Source organism: Streptomyces sp. NPDC002577 (genome assembly GCF_053594815.1).
Map to the genome: position 1 here is coordinate 207,681 of NZ_JBSFWK010000004.1, position 21,652 is coordinate 229,332.

Annotated in this window: 20 protein-coding genes and 1 pseudogene; 13 read left to right on the forward strand and 8 right to left on the reverse strand. The window is 72.1% G+C overall.

Annotated elements, in window-relative coordinates; genetic code table 11:
• Nucleotides 1–1,044: an NAD(P)/FAD-dependent oxidoreductase gene (locus tag ACWD4J_RS08490; RefSeq protein WP_451394545.1), complete on the forward strand. Its 1,044-nt coding sequence runs from the start codon at nucleotides 1–3 to the stop codon at nucleotides 1,042–1,044.
• Nucleotides 1,045–1,092: 48 nt separating this feature from the next.
• On the opposite strand, the gene ACWD4J_RS08495 is transcribed toward ACWD4J_RS08490, so the two are convergent.
• Nucleotides 1,093–2,355, reverse strand: coding sequence for an acyl-CoA dehydrogenase family protein (locus ACWD4J_RS08495; protein WP_451394546.1), 1,263 nt, complete (start codon nucleotides 2,353–2,355; stop codon nucleotides 1,093–1,095).
• 107 nt (nucleotides 2,356–2,462) lie between these two features.
• Between ACWD4J_RS08495 and ACWD4J_RS08500 the strand changes: the two genes are divergently transcribed.
• Nucleotides 2,463–3,119 carry a DUF4232 domain-containing protein gene (locus ACWD4J_RS08500; RefSeq protein ID WP_451394547.1) on the forward strand — a complete coding sequence of 219 codons (657 nt, stop codon included), beginning with the start codon at nucleotides 2,463–2,465 and terminating at the stop codon, nucleotides 3,117–3,119.
• Nucleotides 3,120–3,202: 83 nt separating this feature from the next.
• Here the strand turns inward: ACWD4J_RS08500 and ACWD4J_RS08505 are convergent, their stop codons facing one another.
• The 3 genes and pseudogenes from ACWD4J_RS08505 to ACWD4J_RS08515 form a co-directional block, all read right to left on the reverse strand.
• Nucleotides 3,203–3,418 (reverse strand): hypothetical protein, encoded by a 216-nt coding sequence (locus tag ACWD4J_RS08505; RefSeq protein WP_451394548.1) that lies wholly within the window; start codon nucleotides 3,416–3,418, stop codon nucleotides 3,203–3,205.
• A gap of 201 nt (nucleotides 3,419–3,619) precedes the next feature.
• A pseudogene (locus ACWD4J_RS08510) lies at nucleotides 3,620–4,216 on the reverse strand (sigma-70 family RNA polymerase sigma factor); the annotation flags it as partial.
• Nucleotides 4,217–4,508: 292 nt separating this feature from the next.
• The gene (locus tag ACWD4J_RS08515) at nucleotides 4,509–5,213 is read right to left on the reverse strand and encodes a hypothetical protein (RefSeq protein WP_451394549.1); all 705 of its coding nucleotides are present in this window, start codon (nucleotides 5,211–5,213) and stop codon (nucleotides 4,509–4,511) included.
• Between the two features lie 321 nt (nucleotides 5,214–5,534).
• On the opposite strand from ACWD4J_RS08515, the gene ACWD4J_RS08520 reads away from it, so the two are divergent.
• The 7 genes from ACWD4J_RS08520 to ACWD4J_RS08550 all read left to right on the forward strand — a co-directional run bounded on the left by ACWD4J_RS08520 (nucleotide 5,535) and on the right by ACWD4J_RS08550 (nucleotide 14,240).
• The gene (locus ACWD4J_RS08520; protein WP_451394550.1) at nucleotides 5,535–7,124 is read left to right on the forward strand and encodes an ABC transporter substrate-binding protein; all 1,590 of its coding nucleotides are present in this window, start codon (nucleotides 5,535–5,537) and stop codon (nucleotides 7,122–7,124) included.
• A gap of 104 nt (nucleotides 7,125–7,228) precedes the next feature.
• Nucleotides 7,229–8,185, forward strand: a complete 957-nt coding sequence (locus ACWD4J_RS08525) for an ABC transporter permease (RefSeq protein WP_451394714.1) — start codon at nucleotides 7,229–7,231, stop codon at nucleotides 8,183–8,185.
• Nucleotides 8,186–8,217: 32 nt separating this feature from the next.
• The gene (locus ACWD4J_RS08530; RefSeq protein WP_451394715.1) at nucleotides 8,218–9,069 is read left to right on the forward strand and encodes an ABC transporter permease; all 852 of its coding nucleotides are present in this window, start codon (nucleotides 8,218–8,220) and stop codon (nucleotides 9,067–9,069) included.
• On the forward strand, nucleotides 9,066–10,208 hold the full coding sequence (locus ACWD4J_RS08535) for an ABC transporter ATP-binding protein (RefSeq protein ID WP_451394551.1): 1,143 nt from the start codon (nucleotides 9,066–9,068) through the stop codon (nucleotides 10,206–10,208). Before ACWD4J_RS08530 ends, ACWD4J_RS08535 begins: the two co-directional genes overlap by 4 nt.
• Before the next feature lie 50 nt (nucleotides 10,209–10,258).
• Nucleotides 10,259–11,368: an ABC transporter ATP-binding protein gene (locus ACWD4J_RS08540; protein ID WP_451394716.1), complete on the forward strand. Its 1,110-nt coding sequence runs from the start codon at nucleotides 10,259–10,261 to the stop codon at nucleotides 11,366–11,368.
• Between the two features lie 66 nt (nucleotides 11,369–11,434).
• Nucleotides 11,435–13,300, forward strand: coding sequence for a gamma-glutamyltransferase family protein (locus ACWD4J_RS08545; RefSeq protein WP_451394552.1), 1,866 nt, complete (start codon nucleotides 11,435–11,437; stop codon nucleotides 13,298–13,300).
• 112 nt (nucleotides 13,301–13,412) lie between these two features.
• Nucleotides 13,413–14,240 carry an inositol monophosphatase family protein gene (locus ACWD4J_RS08550; protein WP_451394553.1) on the forward strand — a complete coding sequence of 276 codons (828 nt, stop codon included), beginning with the start codon at nucleotides 13,413–13,415 and terminating at the stop codon, nucleotides 14,238–14,240.
• Here the strand turns inward: ACWD4J_RS08550 and ACWD4J_RS08555 are convergent.
• Nucleotides 14,176–14,796: a hypothetical protein gene (locus tag ACWD4J_RS08555; RefSeq protein WP_451394554.1), complete on the reverse strand. Its 621-nt coding sequence runs from the start codon at nucleotides 14,794–14,796 to the stop codon at nucleotides 14,176–14,178. The two genes, ACWD4J_RS08550 and ACWD4J_RS08555, sit on opposite strands and share 65 nt — an antisense overlap.
• A 100-nt stretch (nucleotides 14,797–14,896) precedes the next feature.
• On the opposite strand from ACWD4J_RS08555, the gene ACWD4J_RS08560 reads away from it, so the two are divergent.
• From ACWD4J_RS08560 to ACWD4J_RS08575, 4 genes are all read left to right on the forward strand, one after another.
• The gene (locus ACWD4J_RS08560) at nucleotides 14,897–16,309 is read left to right on the forward strand and encodes a phytoene desaturase family protein (protein WP_451394555.1); all 1,413 of its coding nucleotides are present in this window, start codon (nucleotides 14,897–14,899) and stop codon (nucleotides 16,307–16,309) included.
• Between the two features lie 138 nt (nucleotides 16,310–16,447).
• Nucleotides 16,448–16,984, forward strand: a complete 537-nt coding sequence (locus ACWD4J_RS08565) for an O-acetyl-ADP-ribose deacetylase (protein WP_451394556.1) — start codon at nucleotides 16,448–16,450, stop codon at nucleotides 16,982–16,984.
• 143 nt (nucleotides 16,985–17,127) lie between these two features.
• Nucleotides 17,128–18,609 carry an AlkA N-terminal domain-containing protein gene (locus ACWD4J_RS08570; protein ID WP_451394557.1) on the forward strand — a complete coding sequence of 494 codons (1,482 nt, stop codon included), beginning with the start codon at nucleotides 17,128–17,130 and terminating at the stop codon, nucleotides 18,607–18,609.
• A gap of 29 nt (nucleotides 18,610–18,638) precedes the next feature.
• Complete coding sequence (locus ACWD4J_RS08575; protein ID WP_451394558.1) at nucleotides 18,639–19,142, forward strand: methylated-DNA--[protein]-cysteine S-methyltransferase; 504 nt, start codon at nucleotides 18,639–18,641, stop codon at nucleotides 19,140–19,142.
• 24 nt (nucleotides 19,143–19,166) lie between these two features.
• Here the strand turns inward: ACWD4J_RS08575 and ACWD4J_RS08580 are convergent, their stop codons facing one another.
• The 3 genes from ACWD4J_RS08580 to ACWD4J_RS08590 all read right to left on the reverse strand — a co-directional run bounded on the left by ACWD4J_RS08580 (nucleotide 19,167) and on the right by ACWD4J_RS08590 (nucleotide 21,604).
• Nucleotides 19,167–19,892, reverse strand: coding sequence for an SIR2 family NAD-dependent protein deacylase (locus ACWD4J_RS08580; RefSeq protein ID WP_451394559.1), 726 nt, complete (start codon nucleotides 19,890–19,892; stop codon nucleotides 19,167–19,169).
• A gap of 73 nt (nucleotides 19,893–19,965) precedes the next feature.
• Nucleotides 19,966–20,460 (reverse strand): NUDIX domain-containing protein, encoded by a 495-nt coding sequence (locus ACWD4J_RS08585; protein WP_451394560.1) that lies wholly within the window; start codon nucleotides 20,458–20,460, stop codon nucleotides 19,966–19,968.
• 49 nt (nucleotides 20,461–20,509) lie between these two features.
• Nucleotides 20,510–21,604 carry an ADP-ribosylglycohydrolase family protein gene (locus ACWD4J_RS08590; RefSeq protein ID WP_451394561.1) on the reverse strand — a complete coding sequence of 365 codons (1,095 nt, stop codon included), beginning with the start codon at nucleotides 21,602–21,604 and terminating at the stop codon, nucleotides 20,510–20,512.
• Nucleotides 21,605–21,652 lie beyond the last annotated feature (48 nt).

Genomic DNA, 21,652 nt, shown 5'->3' on the forward strand with positions numbered 1-21,652 from the left:
ATGGCGGACATCGTCGTCGTCGGCGCCGGAATCGTCGGCTCCTCCGTGGCCTATCACCTGGCACGCCGGGGCGCGCCCATGACTCTGATCGACCAGGCACCGTCACCGGCCGCAGGAGTCACAGGCGCTTCCTTCGCGTGGATCGGTGGCTGCAGTGGTGACTGGCCGGGCGGTGCCGAGGACCTGCGCGGCTCGGTGCTCGCGGACTACCGGCGGCTCGAAGCCGAGCTGCCCGGAGTGGCGGTTCGCTGGACGGGCTCGCTGGTATGGAGCGACGGTTCGGTGCGGCCCGGGGAGGGCCCGCGGCCGGGGCCCGGCCAGTACGTGGTCGGACGCCGCGAGATCGCCGAGCTCGAACCGAACCTCCGTATCCCTCCCGAGCAGGCCGTCTACACGCCCACCGACGGCGGTGTCGATCCGGTCGCCATGACCGTGGCGCTCGTGGACGCCGCTCGCGCGCTCGGTGCGCGGGTGGTCCACGGCGCGCCTGTCACCTCCCTCGAGATCGTCGGCGGACGTGTCACAGGAGTGCTGTCCCCCGCGGGACTTCATCCGGCATCGACGGTGGTGCTCGCCGCCGGCACCGAGGTCAGGGCCCTGTGCGAGCCGCTGGGTGCGGCCCTGCCCATAGCGGTCTCTCCGGCCTTCTCCCTGCGCGTGGCGGCGCCGCCGGGACTGGTCAGGACCGTGCTCGCCGGCCCGCAGTTCGAGGCCCGGGAGTACCGCGACGGTCACCTCCTGATGACCACGGCTCACGGAGAAGGAAGGTCGAGCGCAGACTTGGACCGGCACGCACAGCGCACACTGGGGCGTCTGCGGTCAGCCTTCGACGACCTCGGTCCCGTCCGTCTGCTCGGGCACGGGGTGGGCAGGCGCCCCATGCCGGCGAACGGACCCCTCATCGGGCGGCTCACACCGGACGAGTCCGTCTACGTGGCCGTCATGCACTCGGCCGTGACCCTCGCCCCCACCGCCGGACGGCTGATCGCACACGAGCTCCTCACCGGTGAGTGCGTCCCCGAACTGCGACGCTGCCGACCCTGAGCCCGAGCCCGGCGAACAGGGCCGACGGCTGCGGAGGAAGGCCGCTGGTCACGTCACCAGCGGAATGTGATCGAACGGCAGGCCCACGCGGGCCGAACCGATGCGCTGGGCCAGCGGATCGGCCATGTTCGGCGCGACATGGCTCACGTAGGTCGCGCCGTCCCGGAAGTACCGCTGCATACGGGCTCCGTCACGGGCGTGCCGGGAGCCCGCCGTCCGGTAGAGGATGCCGTGGAGTGCCTCCCAGGCGAGCTGGCCGGCGGTGAGGAACACGGCCGCGAGCCGGTCGTCCTCGGCCATCGTGAAGGGCGCCTCGCCCGCGGTGTTGCGCCGGCAGACCTCCATGTACTCCTCGGCCGCACTGTGCAGGGCGGCCTCCGCCGTGGAGATCCTGGCGAGCGCCTGACCCAGGTAGCGCTGGTAGTCGGGCAGGTCGGCGCGGGTGCGTTCGGGGTCGGTGGCGAGCGGACGGCCCGAGATGATCGCCGCGTACTCGTCGGCGGCCGCATAGGCGGTGCCCACCATGAACGACGCCAGCTCGCCGTGGAAGAAGCTGGCCGCCCGGCCCGCGTACATGGGATTGCCGTGCAGCCGGGAACCGGGGGTGCCGCCCTCGACGGGCAGGTCCAGCAGGCTCGCCGGAACGGTCAGACGGGCGGGGATGCGGCCGTTGTCGATGCGGATGCTGTTGGAACCGGTGCCGCGCAGGCCGAGCGTGCCGTGCCAGTCGTCGACCACGGTCCACTCGGACCGCGGCGCCACGAAGAGCAGCAGCGGGCCAGGGGGATCGCCCTCCTTCTCGGGCGCGAGCAGGGTCTGGCCCACGTAGTGCGTGGAGTACGGCGCGCCGGACGAGTACGGCCAGGTGCCGTCGAGAACGTAGTGGTCGTCGCCGTCCGGCCGGGCGAAACCGATCGGCAGGACGGTGGACGCGGCACGGAACTCGCCGTCCGCGCCGAACACCTCCGTCTGGACGTCCTCGCCGAACAGCGAGGCGAACTGCAGCACATGGGCGGAGACCAGGGACAGCGCCCAGCCCGTCGACGGGCAGCCGCGGGAGATCTCGACGACGACGCGGAAGAACGTGGGCAGTCCGAACTCGTAGCCGCCGTAGCGGCGCGGCTGCAGGGTCCGGTAGAAACCGGCCCGCAGGAAGTCCTCGTGGGTGGCGGCCGGATAGCGGGTCAGCCGCTCGGTCTCCTGCTGGCGTTCCAGCAGGACGGGCCGCAGTGCGACGGCCCGCTCGACCAACTCGGCCTCGGTCAGGTCAGGTTCGGGGACCGGGAGGTGCGTACGGTCGGCGACGGTCATGCCCCCACGGTCGCCCGCGGGGTCCGGCCGGGACAAGGCGATCGTCGGACACTTCGGCGATCTCGGTTCCGCCGCCCCGAATCGACTGTGCGTGCGATGATCGACGCGTGGCTGCGATACGAGGGATACGGACATCGGTCCTGTTCGCCGTCGTCACCGCCCTGTCGGCGATCACGGCGAGCGGGTGCGGCCTGTCGGCCGAGCTGGATCGCGAACGGGATCCGGAGCGCGGGCCCGAGCCGTCCGTGACCTCGTCCGCGCCACCCACCGCGGCACGAACGCCCGCCCCGGTGCGGTCGCCAGGGCAGAGGCCGGGTTCGAGCGGGCGTGTCCAGGACGAGACGGGCTGTCCCACGTCAGGTGTGCGCATCTCGGCGGGCCCCGTGGACGGCGCCATGGGGCTGCGCGCCCAGACGGTGATGCTTACCAACTGCGGCAAGCGGCCGTACCGCCTGAACGGCTATCCGTCCGTCCGCGTCCTCGACGAGAACGGCAAGGTCATGGACGGCGTGAAGGCCGTACAGGGAACCGACTCCATCCCCATGGCCCCGCGGGACGAGCCGGAGCCTCGGCCGCTGACCCTGGAGCCCGGCGAGTCGGCGCAGACGAGCCTGCTGTGGCGCATGGGAGCGGGGGCCGGCGCGTATCTGCGGATCGCACCCAAGGCGGGTGGTGAACCCGTCACCGTACGGATGACGGAACCGCTCGACATCGGGCCCGAGCAGCAACTCGGCACGACGGCCTGGCACATGGCCGAGGACTGAGACGGCCGCGACGCCTCGTACATACGTGTCGGGGCAGGCGGCGCGGTGGTGAGCTTCGAAGCACACCACCGCGCCGCCCCCGGTCAGGCCTTGAGCACGCCGTCCAGCGCGCCCGACCTGGCCTCTTCGACCAGTGAGGCGAACTGGTCCGCGCTCATCTGCACCCGCTGCCCGAAGTCGTCCGTGAGGATGACACGGCGATCGGCGGGAGCGTTCGGGTCGACATACAGCTGCGGGCAGCCGCAGTTGCAGTTGCCGCAGAACGAGGCGATCGGCTCGAGGCCGTTGATGTCCGTCATGGTTCAACCTCCGTGTTGGTTCTGGTGATGTGGGATCCGAGGGCCCGGGGACCCGGCGCTCCCGCAGCCAGGGGATGCCGCGAACGGCGACCCCTGCCGGGGAGCGGACGGTATGGAACTCCCGGGCCTGGTGGCCGGGACCTCGGGCTTCGCCGCGTGCGGGCTGCCGGTACGCGACTCTGCCCGGCTGTGCGCCTCCGCCTGGCTACGCGATTCCGCCTGGCGCAGCAGCGCGGTCATGTCCTCGCGTGCCCGGGCCACCCGGGAACGCACGGTGCCGACGGGGCAGCCGACCGCGCCCGCGGCCTCCGCGTAGGGCAGACCGAGGAGCTGGGTGAGCACGAACGCCTCCCGGCGCGGTGCGTCCAGCGACCTCAGCAGGTCGAACAGCGCCACGCCGTCCTCGAACCCGGGAAGGCCACGGGCCTGCGTGCGCTCCGCCGCGGCCTGCCAGTCGCGGGTGTCGGCGATACGCGGACGTGCGGCGGCGGCGCGGTAGCGGTCGACGACGACGCGGCGGGCGATCGCCAGCAGCCAGGTGCGTGCGCACGACCGGCCCGCGAACCGGGGCAGGGCCGTGAGCGTCCGCAGATACGTCTCCTGGGTGAGATCGTCGGTGCCGTGCGGATCGCCACCGAGAAAGGCGACGTAGCGTCCCACGTCGCCGCGGGTGGCACGGACGAAACTCTCGAACGCCTCCGGGTCACCGTCCCGGGCGGCCAGCGCCCACGCAGTGACCTGCGCGTCGCTGTGCGCCCGGATCCGGCCGCGAGGAAGCCGTATCGGGGAAGGGGTCATCACAAAAGTCCTTCGCATGCGGACGGAACCGGCGCGAGGGCGCGATTCCGTCGGCGGGCGGCTCTCCAGGCACACGCCCACTCGGGGGCACGACGGAGAGCCACGGGATCTCAGGACCCGGCGCCCAGGCACACACGGACTCGAATGCGGACGAACGCCTCAAGTGCGAAGCGATCTCGAATGCCTCAAGCGCGAACTGATTTCGAGTGTCTCGAGTGCGAAGTGAACGCGCGCCGGTACTCCGGTACGTCACCGCTTCACCGGTCACCGGCCGTGGCCGGGACGGGTGGTGTCAGACGCAGACCGGACGTACCGGCGGACCCCTCCGCGGGACGGCGTGCTGCAGCAGCAGACGGCGCAACCATTGGCCGGCACGGCGGAACGGCCGTACGCGGGCAGGGCCCTGAGGCACTGCCACAGCCATGAACAGGCCGACAGCCAGCGCCAGAGGCGCGAACAGGAACGCCGTGAGGGCCCGGCCGAGGCGGAACGCCGCGGCCTCGCCCCGCCACAGCCACAGTCCGCACAGCAGCCCGGCCAGCGCGTGGGCCAGCACCATCCCGAGGGACGTGCCGTGACCGGCCGCCGTGTGCAGGTGACCCGACGCCATCGAGGCCGGGTCCATGGTGTGCTGCAGGTGGTGCATCTGCGCCATGCCCGTACTCGTGCCCGCGCCCATGGCCGTGTGCATACCGGCCATGTGATGCGCCGTCGACGGTGTGGCCCCAAGGCCCGTCGTCGCCGAGGACGAGAACAGGGTGAACGCCAGGTGCAACGCGATCTGGGTGACCACGGTCGCGCCGGTCACCACGGCGGCCCCGCGTTCGCGGCCCGTCAGGAACCAGGCGGCGAGGGCGACGGCGGCGAACGCGGACCCGACCACGCGGCCCGGCAGCGCCTCGCCGGACATCAGCGCATGCCCCAGACCCGTCGTCGCCACACACGCGCCCGCGAAGATCGCGGAGCGCGCGAGGCGGAAGCCGGGCCCGGTGGTCATGGCGGCCATCGTGCCATCCGCCTGGTCCGTACGCGCGGCAACGCGACGCATTCGGTCGGCCTGCGCGTCGCCGTAGCCGGCAATGCGCCTCCACGCGCCGGGCGGCGCCCCTGGCGCCTTGTCAGCGCGCTGCGGTCAGGTCGATGTGTGTAGCGCGCACACTTATGTCGCGCTGCGACATTCAAACTTCACAGGTTTCACTCATGCCTGCTGGCCGCACCCCTTGATCGCGGAATGTATGCGAAATACGTTCTGCGGTATTCCCGATCGCCGCGTCCCCCCTGTCGGAGGTCTGTTCACGTGCGTCGAACAGCCGTTTCATTGGCGGCAGTTGTCCTGGTTCTGTCCACAACGGCGGGCTGCGGCTCCCTGCAGTCCTCGGCGACCGAGGTCGGCGGGGAGCGCATGGCCGACGACCGCCCCGTACGCGACGGGGGCACCCTCACGGTCGCGCTCAACGCCGACCCCGACAAGCTCGATCCGTCGCTCGCACAGACGCTGGTGGGCCGCACGGTCTTCGCCGGCATGTGCGAGAAGCTCTACGACGTCGACGAAAAGGGCACCGTCGTCCCCCAGCTCGCCACCGCTCTGCCCAAGACCTCGCCCGACGGCCGTACGGTCACCTTCAGCGTCCGCAAGGACGCACGGTTCAGCGACGGCACGAAGCTCGACGCCGCCGCCGTCGTGACGTCGCTGCTGCGCCACCGCGACCTGCCGGGCTCCGCCCGCGCCACCGAACTCGCTCCGCTCGACAGCGCTGTGGCCACCGGCCGGTACACGGTGAAGCTGACCCTCAAGGAGTCGTACGTCCCGCTCACCGCCGTCCTCGCGGACCGCTCCGGCATGGTGATGTCGCCGAAGGCGCTCAAGACGTACGGCAAGAACTTCACCAACCATCCCTCCTGTGTCGGCCCGTTCCGCTTCGTGGAGCGCGTCGGCGGCGACCGCATCGTGCTCGCCAAGGACCCGAACTACTACGACGCCGACACGGTCCACCTCGACAAGGTGGTCTACAAGCCGATCCCCGACGGCAGCGTCCGCCTCGCCAATCTGCGCTCGGGCGACATCCAGGTCGGCGACCAGATGACGCCCGTCGACGTCCGGAGCGCTCTCACCGAGCCGGAGCTGCAGCTCTTCAACTCACCCTCGCTCGGCTACCAGGGCCTCGGCCTCAACGTGGGCAACGTCAAGGGCCTCGGCGAGAAGCCGGGTCCCGTCGACACGCCCCTCGCGCGCGACGCACGCGTGCGTGCCGCCTTCGAGCTCGCCATCGACCGCCGGCTGATCAACAAGGTCGTCTTCCAGGGCATGTACGAACCGGCCTGCGGACCGATCTCGCCCGAATCCGCCATCGCGCCCGGCGTCAAGGCGTCGCAGTGCCCTGAGCGGAACGTGGCCGAGGCGAAGCGGCTGCTGAAGGAGGCGGGCGTGAAGACCCCGGTGCGGCTCGAGCTCAAGATCTCCACCACACCTGAGCAGAACCGCGTCGGCCAGGTCATCCAGGCCATGACCAAGGAGGCCGGCTTCGACGTCACCCTGCGCCCCACCGAGTACGCGACGCTCCTCGAAGAGACCGACTCCGGCGACTACGACGCCTTCACCAGCGGCTGGTCGGGGCGGCTCGACCCGGACGGCAACATCGCCAGCTTCCTGAAGACCCGGGGTGCCATGAACTCCTACGGACTGTCCGACCCGAAGATCGACGACCTCATCGACCGGGGCCGGGCCGAGGCCGATCCGGCCGAACGCGCCCGCATCTACGACGAGTTGACGCGCCGCGTCAACGACCAGCACGCCCTCATCTACCTCTACCGGCAGAAGAACTACGTCGTCGCACGCAAGGACGTGGCAGGCGTCCGCGTCTACGGCGACGGCCTGGTCCGGGTCAGGAACGCGGGGTACGCGCGATGACGCTCACGCCACCCGCCGAGTCCACCACGCCGGGCGAGCCTCCGAAGTCCACCAGGCAGACGAAGCTCCTGGCCGCCATGAAGGCCCGTGCCCCACGGAACCCCATGGCCGCCTATCTGCTCAGGCGCCTCGGTCAGTCCGTCATCACCCTCTTCCTCGTCTCCGTCGTCGTCTTCGCCGGCATCCGGGCCCTGCCCGGCGACCCGGCGCTCGCCCTCGCGGGAGAGGAACGCAGCCCCGAGGCGCTCGCCGCGATCCGCGCCGAGTACGGACTCGACGACAACATCGTGATCCAGTACGGACGGTTCATCGGGCACGCCCTCACCGGAGACCTCGGGACGTCGTCGCGCACCGGGCTCCCCGTCTCCGACGCCATCGCCGCAGCACTGCCCGTCACGCTCGAACTCGCGTTCCTGTCCCTGCTGTTCGCCGTCGTCCTCGGCATCGGCGCGGGCGTCGTCGCTGCCGTCCGGCGCGGCAGGCCCGAGGAGTGGATCGCGAACGCCGTGGCGCTGCTCGGGCTCTCCGTGCCCAGCTTCTGGCTGGGCATCGTGCTCGTCCTCGCCTTCGCCATCGCTTTCCCGGTCTTCGCCGCATCCGGCTACGTACCGTTCGGCACGGACCCCCTCGACAACCTGCGCCGCATGGTGCTGCCGGCCGTCGTACTCGGCTCGGGCCTGGCTGCGGTCGTCATGCGGCAGACCAGGGCCGCCATGCTCGACTCGCTCTCCGCCGACTACATACGCACCGCCCGGGCCAAGGGGCTGTCGCGGCGCGAGATCATCGGCGGGCATGCGCTCAGGAACTCCCTGGTCACCGTGGTGACCGTGCTGGGCCTCCAGCTCGGCCACCTGATCTCCGGGGCCGTCGTCACCGAGCAGATCTTCGTCCTCCCGGGCTTCGGCAAGCTCACCATCGACGCCGTCTTCACCCGCGACTACGCGACCCTGCAGGGCGTGGTGCTGTGCACCTCCGCCGCCTACATCCTGATCAACCTGCTGGTCGACGTGGCCTATTCGGTCATCGACCCGCGTATCCGGCTCGGAGGTGCAGCCCGGTGACCACGGCAGCCGTCGTGACAGCGATACGGGACATGAGGACCCGGGGAACCGGCAGCGCCAAGCTGCGCGCCCTCCGCACGAACAAGCTTGCGGTGGCCGGCGGGGTGATCGCCGCGGTGTTCGTCCTCGCCGCCCTGCTCGCGCCTCTTGTCGCGCCCTACGACCCAGCTCAGCCCGACTTCGACAACGCACTGTCCGCGCCCGGCTGGGCGCACTGGCTCGGCACCGACGACCTCGGCCGCGACCAGCTCTCCCGTGTCGTCTACGGGGCCCGGGCGTCCATGCAGGTGGGCCTCCTGGCGGTGGCGCTCGCCTTCCTCGTCGGCGTACCCCTCGGCCTGCTCGCGGGCTACTACGGAAAGGCGGCGGACAGCGCCGTCTCGCGGCTCACCGACACCCTGCTCGCCTTCCCCTTCCTGGTCCTCGCCGTCGGGCTCGCCGCCGTCCTCGGGCCCTCACTCACCAACGCGACGATCGCCATCGGCATCTCGCAGATGCCCGCGGTCATCAGGATCATCCGCGCGGAGACGCTGCGCCTCGCGCACGCCGACTACGTGGCGGCGGCCGTCGCCAACGGCGGAGGCGACGGGACGGTGCTGCTGCGCCACATCCTGCCCAACGCCACCTCCGCGCTCATCGTCCAGGCGACCGTGGGCATTCCGACCGCGATCATCGGCGAGGCCATGCTCAGCTTCCTGGGCCTGGGCGTGCAGCCGCCCGACCCCTCGCTCGGCGTGATGCTGTCGAGCGCCCAGGCGTTCCTCGCGCCCGCGCCCTGGATGGCCGTCTTCCCCGGCCTCGCCATCGTCGCGGCGACCCTCGCGTTCAACCTGCTCGGCGACGGGCTGCGTGACGTCCTCGATCCCCGTGGAGGCACCCGATGAGTACCTCTGACGCCCCTCGGACCCGGACTCCCGACGCGCCTGCCGGCGCCGCGCCGGTGGCGCCCGAAGGCGCCGCGCTCAGCGTGCGGGACCTGTCGGTGTCCTTCCGGTCCGGTACGCGTACCGTGCACGCCGTCGACCATCTGTCGTACGACCTCGCCGCCGGTGAAGTCCTCGCCGTCGTGGGCGAGTCGGGGTGCGGAAAGTCGGTCGCCGCGATGGCCGTGACGGGGCTGCTGCCGCCCACCGCGCACATCACGGGATCGATCCGGCTCGCGGGACGAGAGCTCGCCGGCGCCGGCGAGAAGGAGCTGGGGCGGGTCCGCGGCAAGGACATCGCGATGATCTTCCAGGAGCCGATGACCTCGCTGAACCCGGTCCTCACCGTCGGACGGCAGATCGGCGAGGTGCTCCGCCGCCACCAGGGGCTGACGAAGAAGCAGGCACGCGCGCGTGCCGTCGAACTCCTCGACCTGGTGGGCATACCCGCGCCCCGGCAGCGCATCGACGAGTATCCGCACCAGCTCAGCGGCGGCATGCGGCAGCGCGTGATGATCGCCATCGGGGTCGCCTGCGACCCGGCCGTGCTCATCGCCGACGAGCCCACGACCGCCCTCGACGTCACCGTCCAGGCGGGCATCCTCGACGTCCTGCAGTCCCTGCGGGAACGCCTCGGCACGGCCGTCGTGCTCATCACCCACGACCTCGGGGTGGTGGCGGACATCGCCGACCGGGTCCTCGTGATGTACGCGGGACGGCCCGTCGAACAGGCCCCGGTGCATGAGCTGTTCGAGACGCCCCGGCACCCGTACACCCGCGGCCTGCTCGGCGCGGTGCTCAGGCCGGGCGTGGCCGTCGCGGAGGGTGCGGAGGCCGGGTCCGTCCTGGCCGTCACGTCCGGCGGAGGGGGCAAGCGGCGGCTTCCCGAGATCCCGGGCCTCGTGCCGAGCCTCGACGAACAACCCGACGCCTGCACCTTCGCCCCGCGCTGCGCCCGCGCGGACGATCAGTGCACATCGAGCCGTCCCGGCTTCAAGGCCGTCACGGCCGACGCGGGCGCCGACGCCGGGCACCGGGCGGCCTGCTGGCACCCGCACGACGTCGCGCTCCGGCGCATCACCGAGGAGGCCGGACAGTGACCACCGCGACCACGCAAACCGCCGATCCCTCCGACCTCGCCGAGGACACTGTGCAGCACCCCGTACTCGAACTCGTCGGCCTGGCACGGCACTTCAGCGGAGCCGGCGGCACCGTACGCGCCGCCGACGGCGTCACCCTGACCGTCGGCCGCGGCGAGGTCGTGGGCCTCGTCGGCGAGTCGGGCAGCGGCAAGTCCACCGTCGGACGCTGTGCCGTCCGCCTCGACGAGCCCACCGGCGGCACCGTGCGCGTCAACGGCACCGACATCACCCGGATGTCGAGGCGCGCCCTGCGTCCGCTGCGCAAGGACTTCCACCTCGTCTTCCAGGACCCCTCGTCGTCGCTCGACCCGCGTATGACCGTGGGGGCGATCATCGCCGAACCGCTGAGACTGCACGGGTTGGCCAGGGGCGAGGCGGCACGCGCGCGCGTGGCGGAACTCCTCGAGCAGGTCGGGCTGCGGCCCGAGCACGCCGACCGGCATCCGCACGAGCTCTCCGGCGGACAGCGGCAGCGCATCTCCATCGCCCGCGCCCTGTCCGTCGACCCGGACCTGCTCGTCGCCGACGAGCCGACCTCGGCGCTCGACGTCTCCGTACAGGCGTCGGTGCTCAACCTGCTCGCCGACCTGCAGCGCGACCGAGGCTTCGGCTGCCTGTTCATCACGCACGACCTCGCGGCCGTCGAGTACCTCGCCGACCGGATCGCCGTGATGTATCTCGGTCAGATCGTCGAACAGGCGCCGACGGCCGAGCTGTTCGCCGACCCCAAGCACCCGTACACCCAGGCGCTGCTGTCCGCGGCCCCCGTCCCGGACCCGGCCGAGCAGCGCTCGCGGCAGCGCATTGTGCTGAGCGGGGAACTCCCCAGCCCGCTCGACCCGCCGCCCGGCTGCCGCTTCCACACCCGCTGCCCGCTGGCCGTCGACCGCTGCCGCACCGAGGTTCCCGAGCTGCGCGTCCTGCCGGGCGGTGGCCGCGAGGTGTCCTGCCACCTGGTCGCGGACGACGGCAGCGCACCGGACGCGGCCGCACCTCCGCGGACGGACACGGCCGGTACGGGAACCGGCTTTCCCGCCGGAGCGCACTCTGCCGCCGGAGCCGGCTCTCCCCCCGAAACCGGCTCTCCTGTCGAAACCGGCTCTCCAGGCGGAGACTGACCCCTGCGTACGACCCCGAACACCCGCACATCCGCACACCACCGCACCACGCTAGGAGCTGCACTCTTGTTCACCACCCGGCCGACGCTCCAGGGCACCTTCGGCATGGTCTCCTCCACCCACTGGCTCGCCTCGCAGTCCGCGATGGCCGTGCTGGAGGGCGGCGGCAACGCGTACGACGCAGCGGTCGCCGCGGGCTTCGTCCTCCATGTCGTCGAGCCGCATCTCAACGGGCCCGCGGGCGAGGTGCCGATCATCCTCGCGCCCGCGGGCGGCGAGGTGCGGGTGCTGTGCGGCCAGGGCGTGGCCCCCGCCGGGGCCACTGTCGCGCACTACCGCTCGCTGGGACTGGACCTCGTCCCCGGCACCGGGCCGCTCGCCGCGGCCGTTCCCGGCGCCTTCGACGCGTGGATGCTGCTCCTGCGCGACCACGGCACGAAGTCGCTCGCCGACGTCCTCGCGTACGCCATCGGCTACGCCGAGGACGGGCACGCGCCCGTGGAGCGCGTCGGTGAGACCGTGGAGTCGGTCCGTGAGCTGTTCGAGACCGAGTGGACGTCGTCGGCGGAGGTGTACCTGCCGGGCGGCAGGGCGCCGCAGCCGGGGGAGCTGCTGCGCAACCCGGCGCTGGCCGCGACCTGGCGCCGGCTGATCGCCGAGGCGACCGAGGAGGGCGGCACCGACCGGATCGCGCAGATCGAGGCCGCACGGCGGATCTGGAGCCGTGGGTTCATCGCCGAGGCGCTCGTACGGCAGGCACAGCGCCCCACGATGGACACCAGCGGCACCCGGCACACCGGCACGCTCACCCTTGACGACCTGGCCTCCTGGTCCGCGTCGTACGAGGCGCCGGTGACGTACGACTGGCGCGGCTGGACGCTGTGCAAGGCGGGCGGCTGGAGCCAGGGGCCGGTCTTCCTGCAGCAGCTGGCCCTGCTTCCGCCTGAGCTGCCCGCATACGGCTCCGCCGAGTACGTGCATCTGCTCATCGAGGGCTGCAAGCTCGCGATGGCCGACCGCGAGGCCTGGTACGGGGACGCGGCGGAGGTGCCCGTCGACGAACTGCTGTCCGGCGACTACAACGAGCAGCGGCGCACCCTGATCGGCGCCAAGGCCTCGCACGAGCTGCGACCGGGAGGCCCGGGCGGACGGACGCCGAAGCTGTGCGCCCACGCGCGCGTGGTGGCCGCCGGGGACCCTGGCTCCGATCCGACGGGTGTCGCGGGGGCGGGCGTGGGCGAGCCCACCGTGGGCGGAAGCGGACCCTCGGCAGCGCCCGGTGCATCATCCGTGCCCGGCGAGCCCGCCGTCGCACCGGACGGCGGCACCCGCGGCGACACCTGCCACCTCGACATCGTCGACCGCTGGGGCAACATGATCGCGGCCACGCCCAGCGGCGGCTGGCTGCAGTCCAACCCCGTCGTGCCGGAGCTGGGCTTCCCGCTCGGCACCCGGCTGCAGATGGCGTGGCCGGAGGAGGGCCTGCCGAACTCGCTCACTCCCGGGCGCCGGCCCCGTACGACCCTGACTCCGTCCCTCGCCCTGAAGGACGGGGTGCCGGTGATGGCCTTCGGTACGCCCGGCGGCGACCAGCAGGACCAGTGGCAGGTCCACTTCTTCCTGTCGGTCGCGCTGCGCGAGCGGGTACGCGGCGGACTCGACCTCCAGGGTGCCATCGACGCCCCGAACTGGCACAACGACAGCTTCCCCAGCTCCTTCTACCCGCGCGGCATGCTCCCCGGCTCCGTCACCGTCGAGTCCCGCATGGACCCGGAGGTGGTCGAGGAGCTGAGGCGCCGGGGACATGAGGTGACGGTGGGGGACCCGTGGTCGGAGGGGCGCCTGTGTGCGGTGGCCAGGGACCCGGAGAGCGGGGTCCTGTCGGCGGCGGCCAATCCGCGGGGGATGCAGGGGTACGCGGTGGGACGCTGAGATCGTCCATGTGCCGGGTTCCGTGTACCGGGTTCCGTGACATTCACGGTGATTCCATCCCCGGTACACCGCCCTGGCGGGCGATGTCAGTGACGCGTGCTCTCATGGACGCATGATTGATGACTTTCTCGTCCACGGACTGACCGACGTCGAGGAGCTGGTCCGCAAGGCCGCCGCCGTCGAGATCGTGCCCCGCTTCCGGCAGCTCGCCGCGCACGAGATCGTCGAGAAGAACGGGCCGCACGACCTGGTGACGGTGGCCGACCGGCTGGCCGAGGAGTTCCTGACGTCAGCGCTCACCGAGCTGCTGCCGGGCTCCGTGGTCGTCGGCGAGGAGGCCGTGCACGCGGACCCGGCCACGTATGACGCCATCCGCGGCGAGGCGCCGGTGTGGATCGTCGACCCCGTCGACGGGACACGGCAGTTCGTGCACGGGGACCCCGGGTTCTGCACGCTCGTCGCGCTGGCGCTGGGTGGCCAGGTGCTGGCCTCGTGGACGTACGCGCCGGCGCTCGACGAGCTGGCCGTGGCGGTACGCGGGCAGGGCGCCGTGCTGAACGGCGTGCCGCTGCGGGCCGGTTCGCCCTCCGCGGGCCAGGTGCTTCACGTGGCCACGTCCCACCCCGACTACACCACGCCCGAGCAGAAGCAGGCCCTGGTCGGGCTGCGCGTGGACGGCGTGGACCCGCGCCCGTGCGGCTCGGCCGGCCTGGAGTATCTGGCCATCGCCCGCGGTGAGCTGGACGCCGTGGCCTTCTCCTGGGAGGCCGCTTGGGACCACGCCGCCGGGATACTGCTCGTCGAGGAGGCGGGCGGTGCGCATCTGACACGTGCGGGCGAGCCGTTCCGTATCACCGGCGGCAACGCGCTGCCGTTCACGGCCGCCCGGGACGCGGCCACGGCTCGCCGGGTGGCGGGGCTGCTGTCGGGCGGAGCCTGATCTGGGCGTCGGCCGTCGCTTCACCGAAGGCGAAGCGCACGGTGGTCACCTCCAGCTCTACCTCCGTGCCGACGGCAGGCCAGCCGGCGGGATCGCGTGGCAGCCACAGCATGTCGACGAAGCCGCCGACCGGCAGCCCCAGGTCGACGAAGAGGCCCGTGACGCCGGGCGGCCAGGGAGTCCGGGCGATCCTGCCGATCATGCGGGTGCCCGCAGGCAGCGGTCCGCTGTCGTAGGGCGGCGCCTCGCAGTGGCGGTACCAGCGGGCCTGCCGCCAGGCGGTGGTGAACTCCTCCTTCGTCACCGGTTCCGCATCCGGCGGCTCTTCCACAAGCCCCTCGGTCATGACGCCGTACACCGCTTCGTAGAGCTGCGCGCCCAGCAGGCCGAACTCATCGCGGACCTGGGCGAGTTCGGTGAGTGATGCAGCCGTCACGGGAACACGGGCCGGGCCCCTGAAGGAGATCTGGCGCGTCGGCCGGCCGTCTGCCGCGGCCTCGAACCAGTACGTGGTCTCGTCCTCGTCGGACCGGACGCGGAAGCGATGCACCACCATCCGGCCAAGGCTACCGACGGCCCGCCGGGCTGTCAGAGCCGCGGCATATCCTGTGGTTGCAGTGGCCGTCGGCTGACAAGGGAGTCCCAAGGTGCCGTCGATGCTCGATGCCGTCGTCGTGGGTGCGGGGCCGAACGGACTGACCGCTGCCGTCGAGCTGGCCCGCCGCGGCTTCTCCGTAGCCGTCTTCGAGGCGCGGGACACGGTCGGCGGGGGAGCGCGCACCGAGGAGCTCACGCTCCCCGGTTTCCGGCACGACCCCTGCTCCGCGGCCCACCCGCTCGGGATCAACTCGCCCGCGTTCCAGGCGATGCCCCTCGATCGGTACGGCCTGGAGTGGCTCCACGCCCCGCTGCCCATGGCACACCCCTTCCTCGACGGCACGGCCGCGGTGCTGTCGCGTTCCGTCGCCGAGACGGCCGCGTCGTTCGGGCCGCGCGACGCCGGGGCGTATCGCAGGCTCGTCGCCCCCTTCACCAGCAGGTGGGACACCCTCGCCCGCGACTTCATGTCGCTGCCGCTGACCGCGCTCCCGCGCGACCCCGTCACCCTCGCCCGCTTCGGCCTCGTGGGGCTGCCGCCCTCGACGTGGCTCATGCGCCGGTTCCGCGACGACCGGGCGAAAGCGCTTTTCTCCGGGCTGGTCGCCCATGTCATCGCGCCGCTCGACGGCATCGCCACCGGCGCCGTCGGCCTCGTCTTCGCGCTGGCGGCCCATGCGCGCGGCTGGCCGGTCGCGCGTGGCGGCTCCCAGTCGATCTCCGACGCCCTCACCGCGTATCTGAAGGACCTCGGCGGCCTGGTGCACACGGAGTACGAGGTCAAGCGGCTCGACGACCTGCCGCCCGCCCGCGCGTACGTCTTCGACACCTCGCCCGCCGCGCTCGCCCGGATCGCCGGCCTCGGGCGCGCCTACGAGCGGTACCGGTACGGCGCGAGCGTGTTCAAGATCGACTATGCGCTGGACGGGCCGGTGCCGTGGACCGCCGAGGAGCCGCGTCGCGCCGGGACGGTGCAGGTCGCGGCGAGCAGCCAGGAGATCGGGGCGGCCCTGCGGGCGGCCTCACGCGAGGGCCGGGCGCCCGACCCGCCGTTCCTGATCACCGTGCAGCCGAGCGTCGCGGACCCGTCGCGCGCACCCGCCGGCAAGCACGTCTTCTGGGCGTACGGCCATGTGCCGAACGGCTGGGACGGCGACCTGACCGACGCCGTCGAGCGGCAGCTGGAGCGGTTCGCGCCCGGCTTCCGGGACCGCGTCCTGGCGCGTGCCACGGCCGGTCCGCCCGAGCTGGCCGCGCGCAACCCGAACTACGTCGGCGGCGACATCGCCTGCGGCGCCGCCTCCGGCCTGCAGCTTCTGCTCCGCCCCAAACTGTCCCTGGCCCCTTACAACACCCCGCACCCGGCGATCTTCATCTGCTCGTCGGCGACACCGCCCGGGCCCGGAGTACACGGGATGTCCGGCCACAACGCGGCGAAGGCGGTGTGGCGGCGGCTGCGGCAGAGCGGCTGACGCACGCGCCCGCGCTGTCCGACGCGGGGGTCCGGCGGGCCAACGCTCTCCCGCGCCCTCGCAGACCTTGTGAAATCGGCAGGCCATACGGGTCAGAAGGCCTGCCCAGCCCCCGCCCGGCTCCGTACGATGGATGCTATGACCTCGATCACGCTGGTCCGGGGGGACATCACAGAGCAGACGGCCGATGCCATCGTCAACGCGGCGAACTCGTCACTGCTCGGCGGTGGGGGTGTCGACGGAGCGATCCACCGGCGAGGCGGCCCCAAGATCCTCGAGGAGTGCCGCAAGCTGCGCGCCTCCGTCTACGGCGGAGGTCTGCCCACCGGCCGGGCCGTCGCCACCACGGCGGGGAAGCTCAACGCCGGGCATGTGATCCACACCGTGGGTCCCGTCTGGTCCCCTGGCGAGGACCGTTCCGCACTGCTGGCCTCCTGTTACCGGCAGTCGCTGCGCATCGCCGCCGAGCTGGGCGCACGAACCGTCGCCTTCCCGGCGATCTCCACAGGAATCTACGGCTGGCCGATCGCCGACGGTGCGCGCATCGCCGTACGCACGGTGCGCGAGGCCGCCGCGCCGCCGGTCGAGGAGGTGCGGTTCGTCCTCTTCGACCAGGTGGCGTACGAAGCGTTCGAGGCGGCGCTGGAGGAGCCTGCCAAGCCGGCGAAGCACTGACGCGGCCGTTGCCCCGCCCCGGGCCCCGGCCCCGCGCGGCCGGCGGCCCGCTCGGAGCAGGCCTTGGCGCGCCCCCAGGCAGCGCAAGGTTGATGTCGGATTCCCGCCAGCCCGCACCCCTCGCCGTGCACCATCCTTGAGGCATGCACACCGACACCGAGCGCTGTCTGCGCGCCGTGCAGGCAAAGGACGCCCGCTTCGACGGATGGTTCTTCACCGCCGTACTGACCACGGGGATCTACTGCCGACCCAGCTGCCCGGTCGTGCCGCCCAAGCCGCAGAACATGACGTTCTACCCGTCCGCGGCCGCCTGCCAGCAGGCCGGCTTCCGCGCCTGCAAACGCTGCCGCCCCGACACCAGCCCCGGCTCCCCCGAGTGGAACCAGCGCGCCGACCTCGTCGCCCGCGCCATGCGGCTCATCGGTGACGGAGTCGTCGACCGCGAAGGCGTCCCCGGACTCGCCGGGCGCCTCGGCTACAGCACCCGGCAGATCGAGCGTCAGCTGCTCGCGGAGCTCGGCGCCGGGCCGCTCGCGCTCGCCCGGGCCCAGCGCGCCCAGACCGCCCGCCTGCTCATCGAGACGACCGAGCTCCCCATGGCGGACATCGCCTTCGCCGCCGGTTTCGCCTCGATCCGCACCTTCAACGACACCGTACGGGAGGTCTACGCGCTCTCCCCGAGCGAGCTGCGCACCCGTGCCCTGCGGACGAAGGGCACCGCGGGCACGAAGGGCACCCCCGGCGCGCTCACCCTGCGCCTGCCGTTCCGTGCCCCGCTCAACCCCGACAACCTCTTCGGCCACCTCGCCGCGACCGCCGTACCCGGCGTGGAGGAGTGGCGAGACGGCGCGTACCGGCGCACGCTGCGCCTCCCCTACGGGCACGGAATCGCCGCGCTCACCCCAACCCCCGACCACATCGGCTGCCGCCTCACCCTCACCGACCTGCGGGATCTGCCCGTCGCCATCAGCCGCTGCCGCCGCATGCTCGACCTCGACGCGGACCCGGTCGCCATCGACGACCTGCTCCGCACTGACCCGCTGCTCACACCGCTCGTCGACAAGGCGCCGGGCCGTCGCGTGCCGCGTACCGTCGACGAGGCCGAGTTCGCGGTGCGCGCGGTGCTCGGTCAGCAGGTCTCCACGGCCGCCGCACGCACCCACGCGGCCAGGCTGGTCATCGCCCACGGCGAGCCGGTCGACGACCCGGAGGGCGGCCTCTCCCACCTCTTCCCGTCACCCGAGGCGCTGGCCGGACTCGACCCCGAGTCGCTCGCGCTCCCGCGCAGCCGCCGCACCACGCTCACCACACTCGTACGGCAACTCGCCGGCGGAACCCTCCGCCTGGGCGCCGAGAGCGACTGGGACGAGGCCCGTGCACGGCTTGCCGCACTGCCCGGGTTCGGACCCTGGACCGTCGAGGCCATCGCCATGCGCGCCCTCGGCGACCCGGACGCCTTCCTCGCCACCGACCTCGGAATGCGCCGCGCCGCCCAGGAACTGGGCCTGCCGTCCACTCCGGCCGCACTCACCGCCCGCGCCGCGGCCTGGCGCCCATGGCGGGCCTACGCGGTCCAGTACCTGTGGGCCACCGACGACCACCCGATCAACTTCCTGCCCATGTAGGGCAGTTACGCAAAGGAAAGCACGAAGACATGTCACCACGTCAGCACCGTCAGCACACCGTCATGGACAGCCCCTACGGCCCGCTCACCCTCGTCCTCACCGACGGAGTCCTCTCCGGCCTCTACATGACCGGCCAGCGCCACCGCCCGCCCGAGGAGAGTTTCGGCGACCGCGACGACACGGCCTCGGCCTTCGCCGAGATCGCCACCCAGCTGAAGGCCTATTTCGCGGGCGAGCTGAAGGAGTTCACTCTCCCCCTCGACCTCCACGGAACGCCCTTCCAACGCACCGTCTGGGAGCAGCTGCGGGAGATCCCGTACGGCGAGACCCGCAGCTACGGCGAACTCGCCCAGGCTCTCGGCAACCCCAAGGCCTCCCGCGCGGTCGGCCTCGCCAACGGCCGCAACCCGGTCGGCATCATCGTGCCCTGCCACCGCGTGGTGGGCGCGGACGGGAGCCTTACCGGCTACGGCGGCGGCCTGGAGCGCAAGCAGCTGCTGCTGGACTTCGAGAGGGGGGCCGGGCTGTTCTGATCGCGGGCCGGGGGCTTGTCGCGGTCAGTGGTCCAGCCGCCGCAGCAGCTCCGGCAGCGCCGTCCCGATCGGTTCCCGTACGACCTCGTCCGCCCGGTCGTCGTACGGCGTCGGCTCGGCGTTGACGATGATCAGCCGGGCACCGTGATCGGCGGCGAGTCCTGCGAGCGCCGCGGCGGGCTGCACCTGCAGACTCGTCCCGACCGCGATGAACACCTGGCACGCCTTGGTGATGGCGACCGCCTGGCCGAGGACCTCCGGATCGAGCCGCTCGCCGAACATGACCGTCGCGGACTTCAGGATCCCGCCGCAGTCCGGGCACGACGGGTCCTCCTCACCCGCGGCGACTCGCGCGAGCGCGTCCTCCATCGAGGAGCGGGCGCCGCAACCGGTGCACATCACCGACCGCGCCGTCCCGTGCAGTTCGAGGACCTTGCGGTCCGGCAGCCCGGCGAGCTGGTGCAGCCCGTCCACGTTCTGCGTGATGACGCGCACCGGCACCCCGGAACGCTCCAGGTCGACCACCGCCCGGTGCGCGGCGTTCGGCTGTGCCTGCAGCGTCCGGTTCTTGCGCCGCATCTGCCAGGAACGGCGGCGGATCTCCGGGTCCGCCATGTAGTACTCGTACGTGACGAGCTTCTCGGCCTCCGGATCGCGCCGCCACAGCCCGTTCGGGCCGCGGTAGTCCGGGATGCCGGAATCCGTGGAGATACCGGCGCCGCTGAGGATGGCGACGAGAGGCTTGTTCATGCCGCTGAGCCTAGGCCCACAGCGGCGAACGCATATCCGGGGCTCCGCAGCTCCGGGTTCCGTACCGCGGCCGTCACGCCGCCGGCCGGCCGTTCTCCAGCTCCGCCGTGCCCGTGCCCTCCGCCAGTACGTCGAGCGCGGCGAGGACCCGGAGGCCCAGGGCGCCGTGGAGGTACTGCTGGATCTCGGCGCGCGGCACCAGCCGCCACGACAGCAGTTCCTCCTCCTGCAGCCGGATCGACTTGAGCTTCTCCTCGTTGAGCACGCCTCCGTCGTACACATAGGCCACGATCGGCGGGCGCCCCGTGCCCAGCACCCAGTCCACCGCGAGCAGCCGGCCGAGCTCGACGTCGAGGCCGATCTCCTCCAGCGTCTCGCGCCTGGCGCCCTGGCGCGGGCTCTCACCGGTGTCCGATTCGATGGTTCCGCCAGGCAGCGCCCAGCCATCCCGGTAGTTGGGTTCGACGACCAGCACGCGCCCCTCGGCGTCACGGAAGAGTGCGGCGGCGCCGGCGAGGACACGGGGCAGGCCGGCGATGTAGGTGGCGTAGTCAGGAGTGGTCACCAAGGAAGGGTAACCAGCGCCCCCGTCCCAGCTCGGCTCCGGACACCGTGCTTCAGACGGTCTGCGCCCTCGCCAACACCGCTGTTCGCTCCGCCAGTTGGCTGATGCGCGCCCCGTCGAAGCCGAACACGGCGCTGCGTACGGTGTCCTCCAAAGGGTCCTTCCACTGGGCCGGGATCGCGTCGGCGCCACACAGGACGCCCGCGACGGAGCCGGCGGTCGCGCCGTTGGAGTCGGTGTCGAGGCCGCCGCGCACCGTCAGCGCGATGGCGCGGGTGAAGTCGCCGCCGCCGTAGAGGAGCCCGGCGGTGATGACGGCGGCGTTCGGGATCGTGTGGATCCAGTTGAGGCCCGCGGTCTCCTCCTGGACCGCGTCGAGGGTGTCCTCCCAGCCGAGACGGGAGTCGTGCAGTGAGATGACACGGCGTACCGTCCGGGCGAGACGGCTGCTCGCCGGGATCACCATGAGCGCGGTGTCCATCGCGTCCCGGGCACTCGGCGCAGTGAACGCCGCGGACACCAGTGCCGCCGCCCACATCGCCCCGTACACGCCGTTGCCGGTGTGCGACAGCACCGCGTCGCGGCGGGCGAGCGACGCCGCACGGCGCGGGGCGCCGGGGCAGGTCCAGCCGAAGATGTCGGCGCGGATGAGCGCGCCGATCCACTCCTGGTAGGGATTGTCGTACGTCGCGGTCAGCGGCGGCTTGAGGCCGTTCGCCAGGTTGCGGTACGCGGCGCGCTCCGCGGTGAACGTCTGCAGATACGGCAGCCGCAGCAGCCACAGTTCGCCCACCTGCTCGGTGGTGAAGCCGAAGCCGTGGGTCTCCAGCAGGTGCAGGCCGAGGATCGCGTAGTCCACGTCGTCGTCCCGGCAGCTGCCGTGGATACGGCCCCGTACGCACGAGCGCCACTCGGGGCGCAGCGCGAACTCGTCGGACTCGGACACGGGTCCCGGAAGATAGCCGGTGAGCGGCAGGGCGCCCGCCCGCCTCAGATAGCCGTCGATGCGCTCGCGCGTCCAGTGGTCGCCCTGCTCGACCGGCTTTCCGAGCATGTTGCCCGCGATCCGGCCGAGCCAGCCGCCGAGGATCCGGTCGTCGAGCCGCGTGCCCACATCCGTGCCCACATGCACGTCCACAGTGGTCATGTCTCCGGTGTACCCATTCCCGGGTGCTTTCGCTCGGCCGGCGCCGTT

Coding starts and splice junctions, on each gene's coding strand:
- ACWD4J_RS08530 (WP_451394715.1), top strand. CDS start 8,218: ATGAGGACCCGGGGAACCGGCAGCGCCAAGCTGCGCGCCCTCCGCACG.
- ACWD4J_RS08535 (WP_451394551.1), top strand. CDS start 9,066: ATGAGTACCTCTGACGCCCCTCGGACCCGGACTCCCGACGCGCCTGCC.
- ACWD4J_RS08505 (WP_451394548.1), bottom strand. CDS start 3,418: ATGACGGACATCAACGGCCTCGAGCCGATCGCCTCGTTCTGCGGCAAC.
- ACWD4J_RS08555 (WP_451394554.1), bottom strand. CDS start 14,796: ATGGTGGTGCATCGCTTCCGCGTCCGGTCCGACGAGGACGAGACCACG.
- ACWD4J_RS08515 (WP_451394549.1), bottom strand. CDS start 5,213: ATGACCACCGGGCCCGGCTTCCGCCTCGCGCGCTCCGCGATCTTCGCG.
- ACWD4J_RS08580 (WP_451394559.1), bottom strand. CDS start 19,892: ATGAACAAGCCTCTCGTCGCCATCCTCAGCGGCGCCGGTATCTCCACG.
- ACWD4J_RS08570 (WP_451394557.1), top strand. CDS start 17,128: ATGCACACCGACACCGAGCGCTGTCTGCGCGCCGTGCAGGCAAAGGAC.
- ACWD4J_RS08525 (WP_451394714.1), top strand. CDS start 7,229: ATGGCCGCCTATCTGCTCAGGCGCCTCGGTCAGTCCGTCATCACCCTC.
- ACWD4J_RS08565 (WP_451394556.1), top strand. CDS start 16,448: ATGACCTCGATCACGCTGGTCCGGGGGGACATCACAGAGCAGACGGCC.
- ACWD4J_RS08575 (WP_451394558.1), top strand. CDS start 18,639: ATGTCACCACGTCAGCACCGTCAGCACACCGTCATGGACAGCCCCTAC.
- ACWD4J_RS08490 (WP_451394545.1), top strand. CDS start 1: ATGGCGGACATCGTCGTCGTCGGCGCCGGAATCGTCGGCTCCTCCGTG.
- ACWD4J_RS08495 (WP_451394546.1), bottom strand. CDS start 2,355: ATGACCGTCGCCGACCGTACGCACCTCCCGGTCCCCGAACCTGACCTG.
- ACWD4J_RS08590 (WP_451394561.1), bottom strand. CDS start 21,604: ATGACCACTGTGGACGTGCATGTGGGCACGGATGTGGGCACGCGGCTC.
- ACWD4J_RS08550 (WP_451394553.1), top strand. CDS start 13,413: ATGATTGATGACTTTCTCGTCCACGGACTGACCGACGTCGAGGAGCTG.
- ACWD4J_RS08560 (WP_451394555.1), top strand. CDS start 14,897: ATGCTCGATGCCGTCGTCGTGGGTGCGGGGCCGAACGGACTGACCGCT.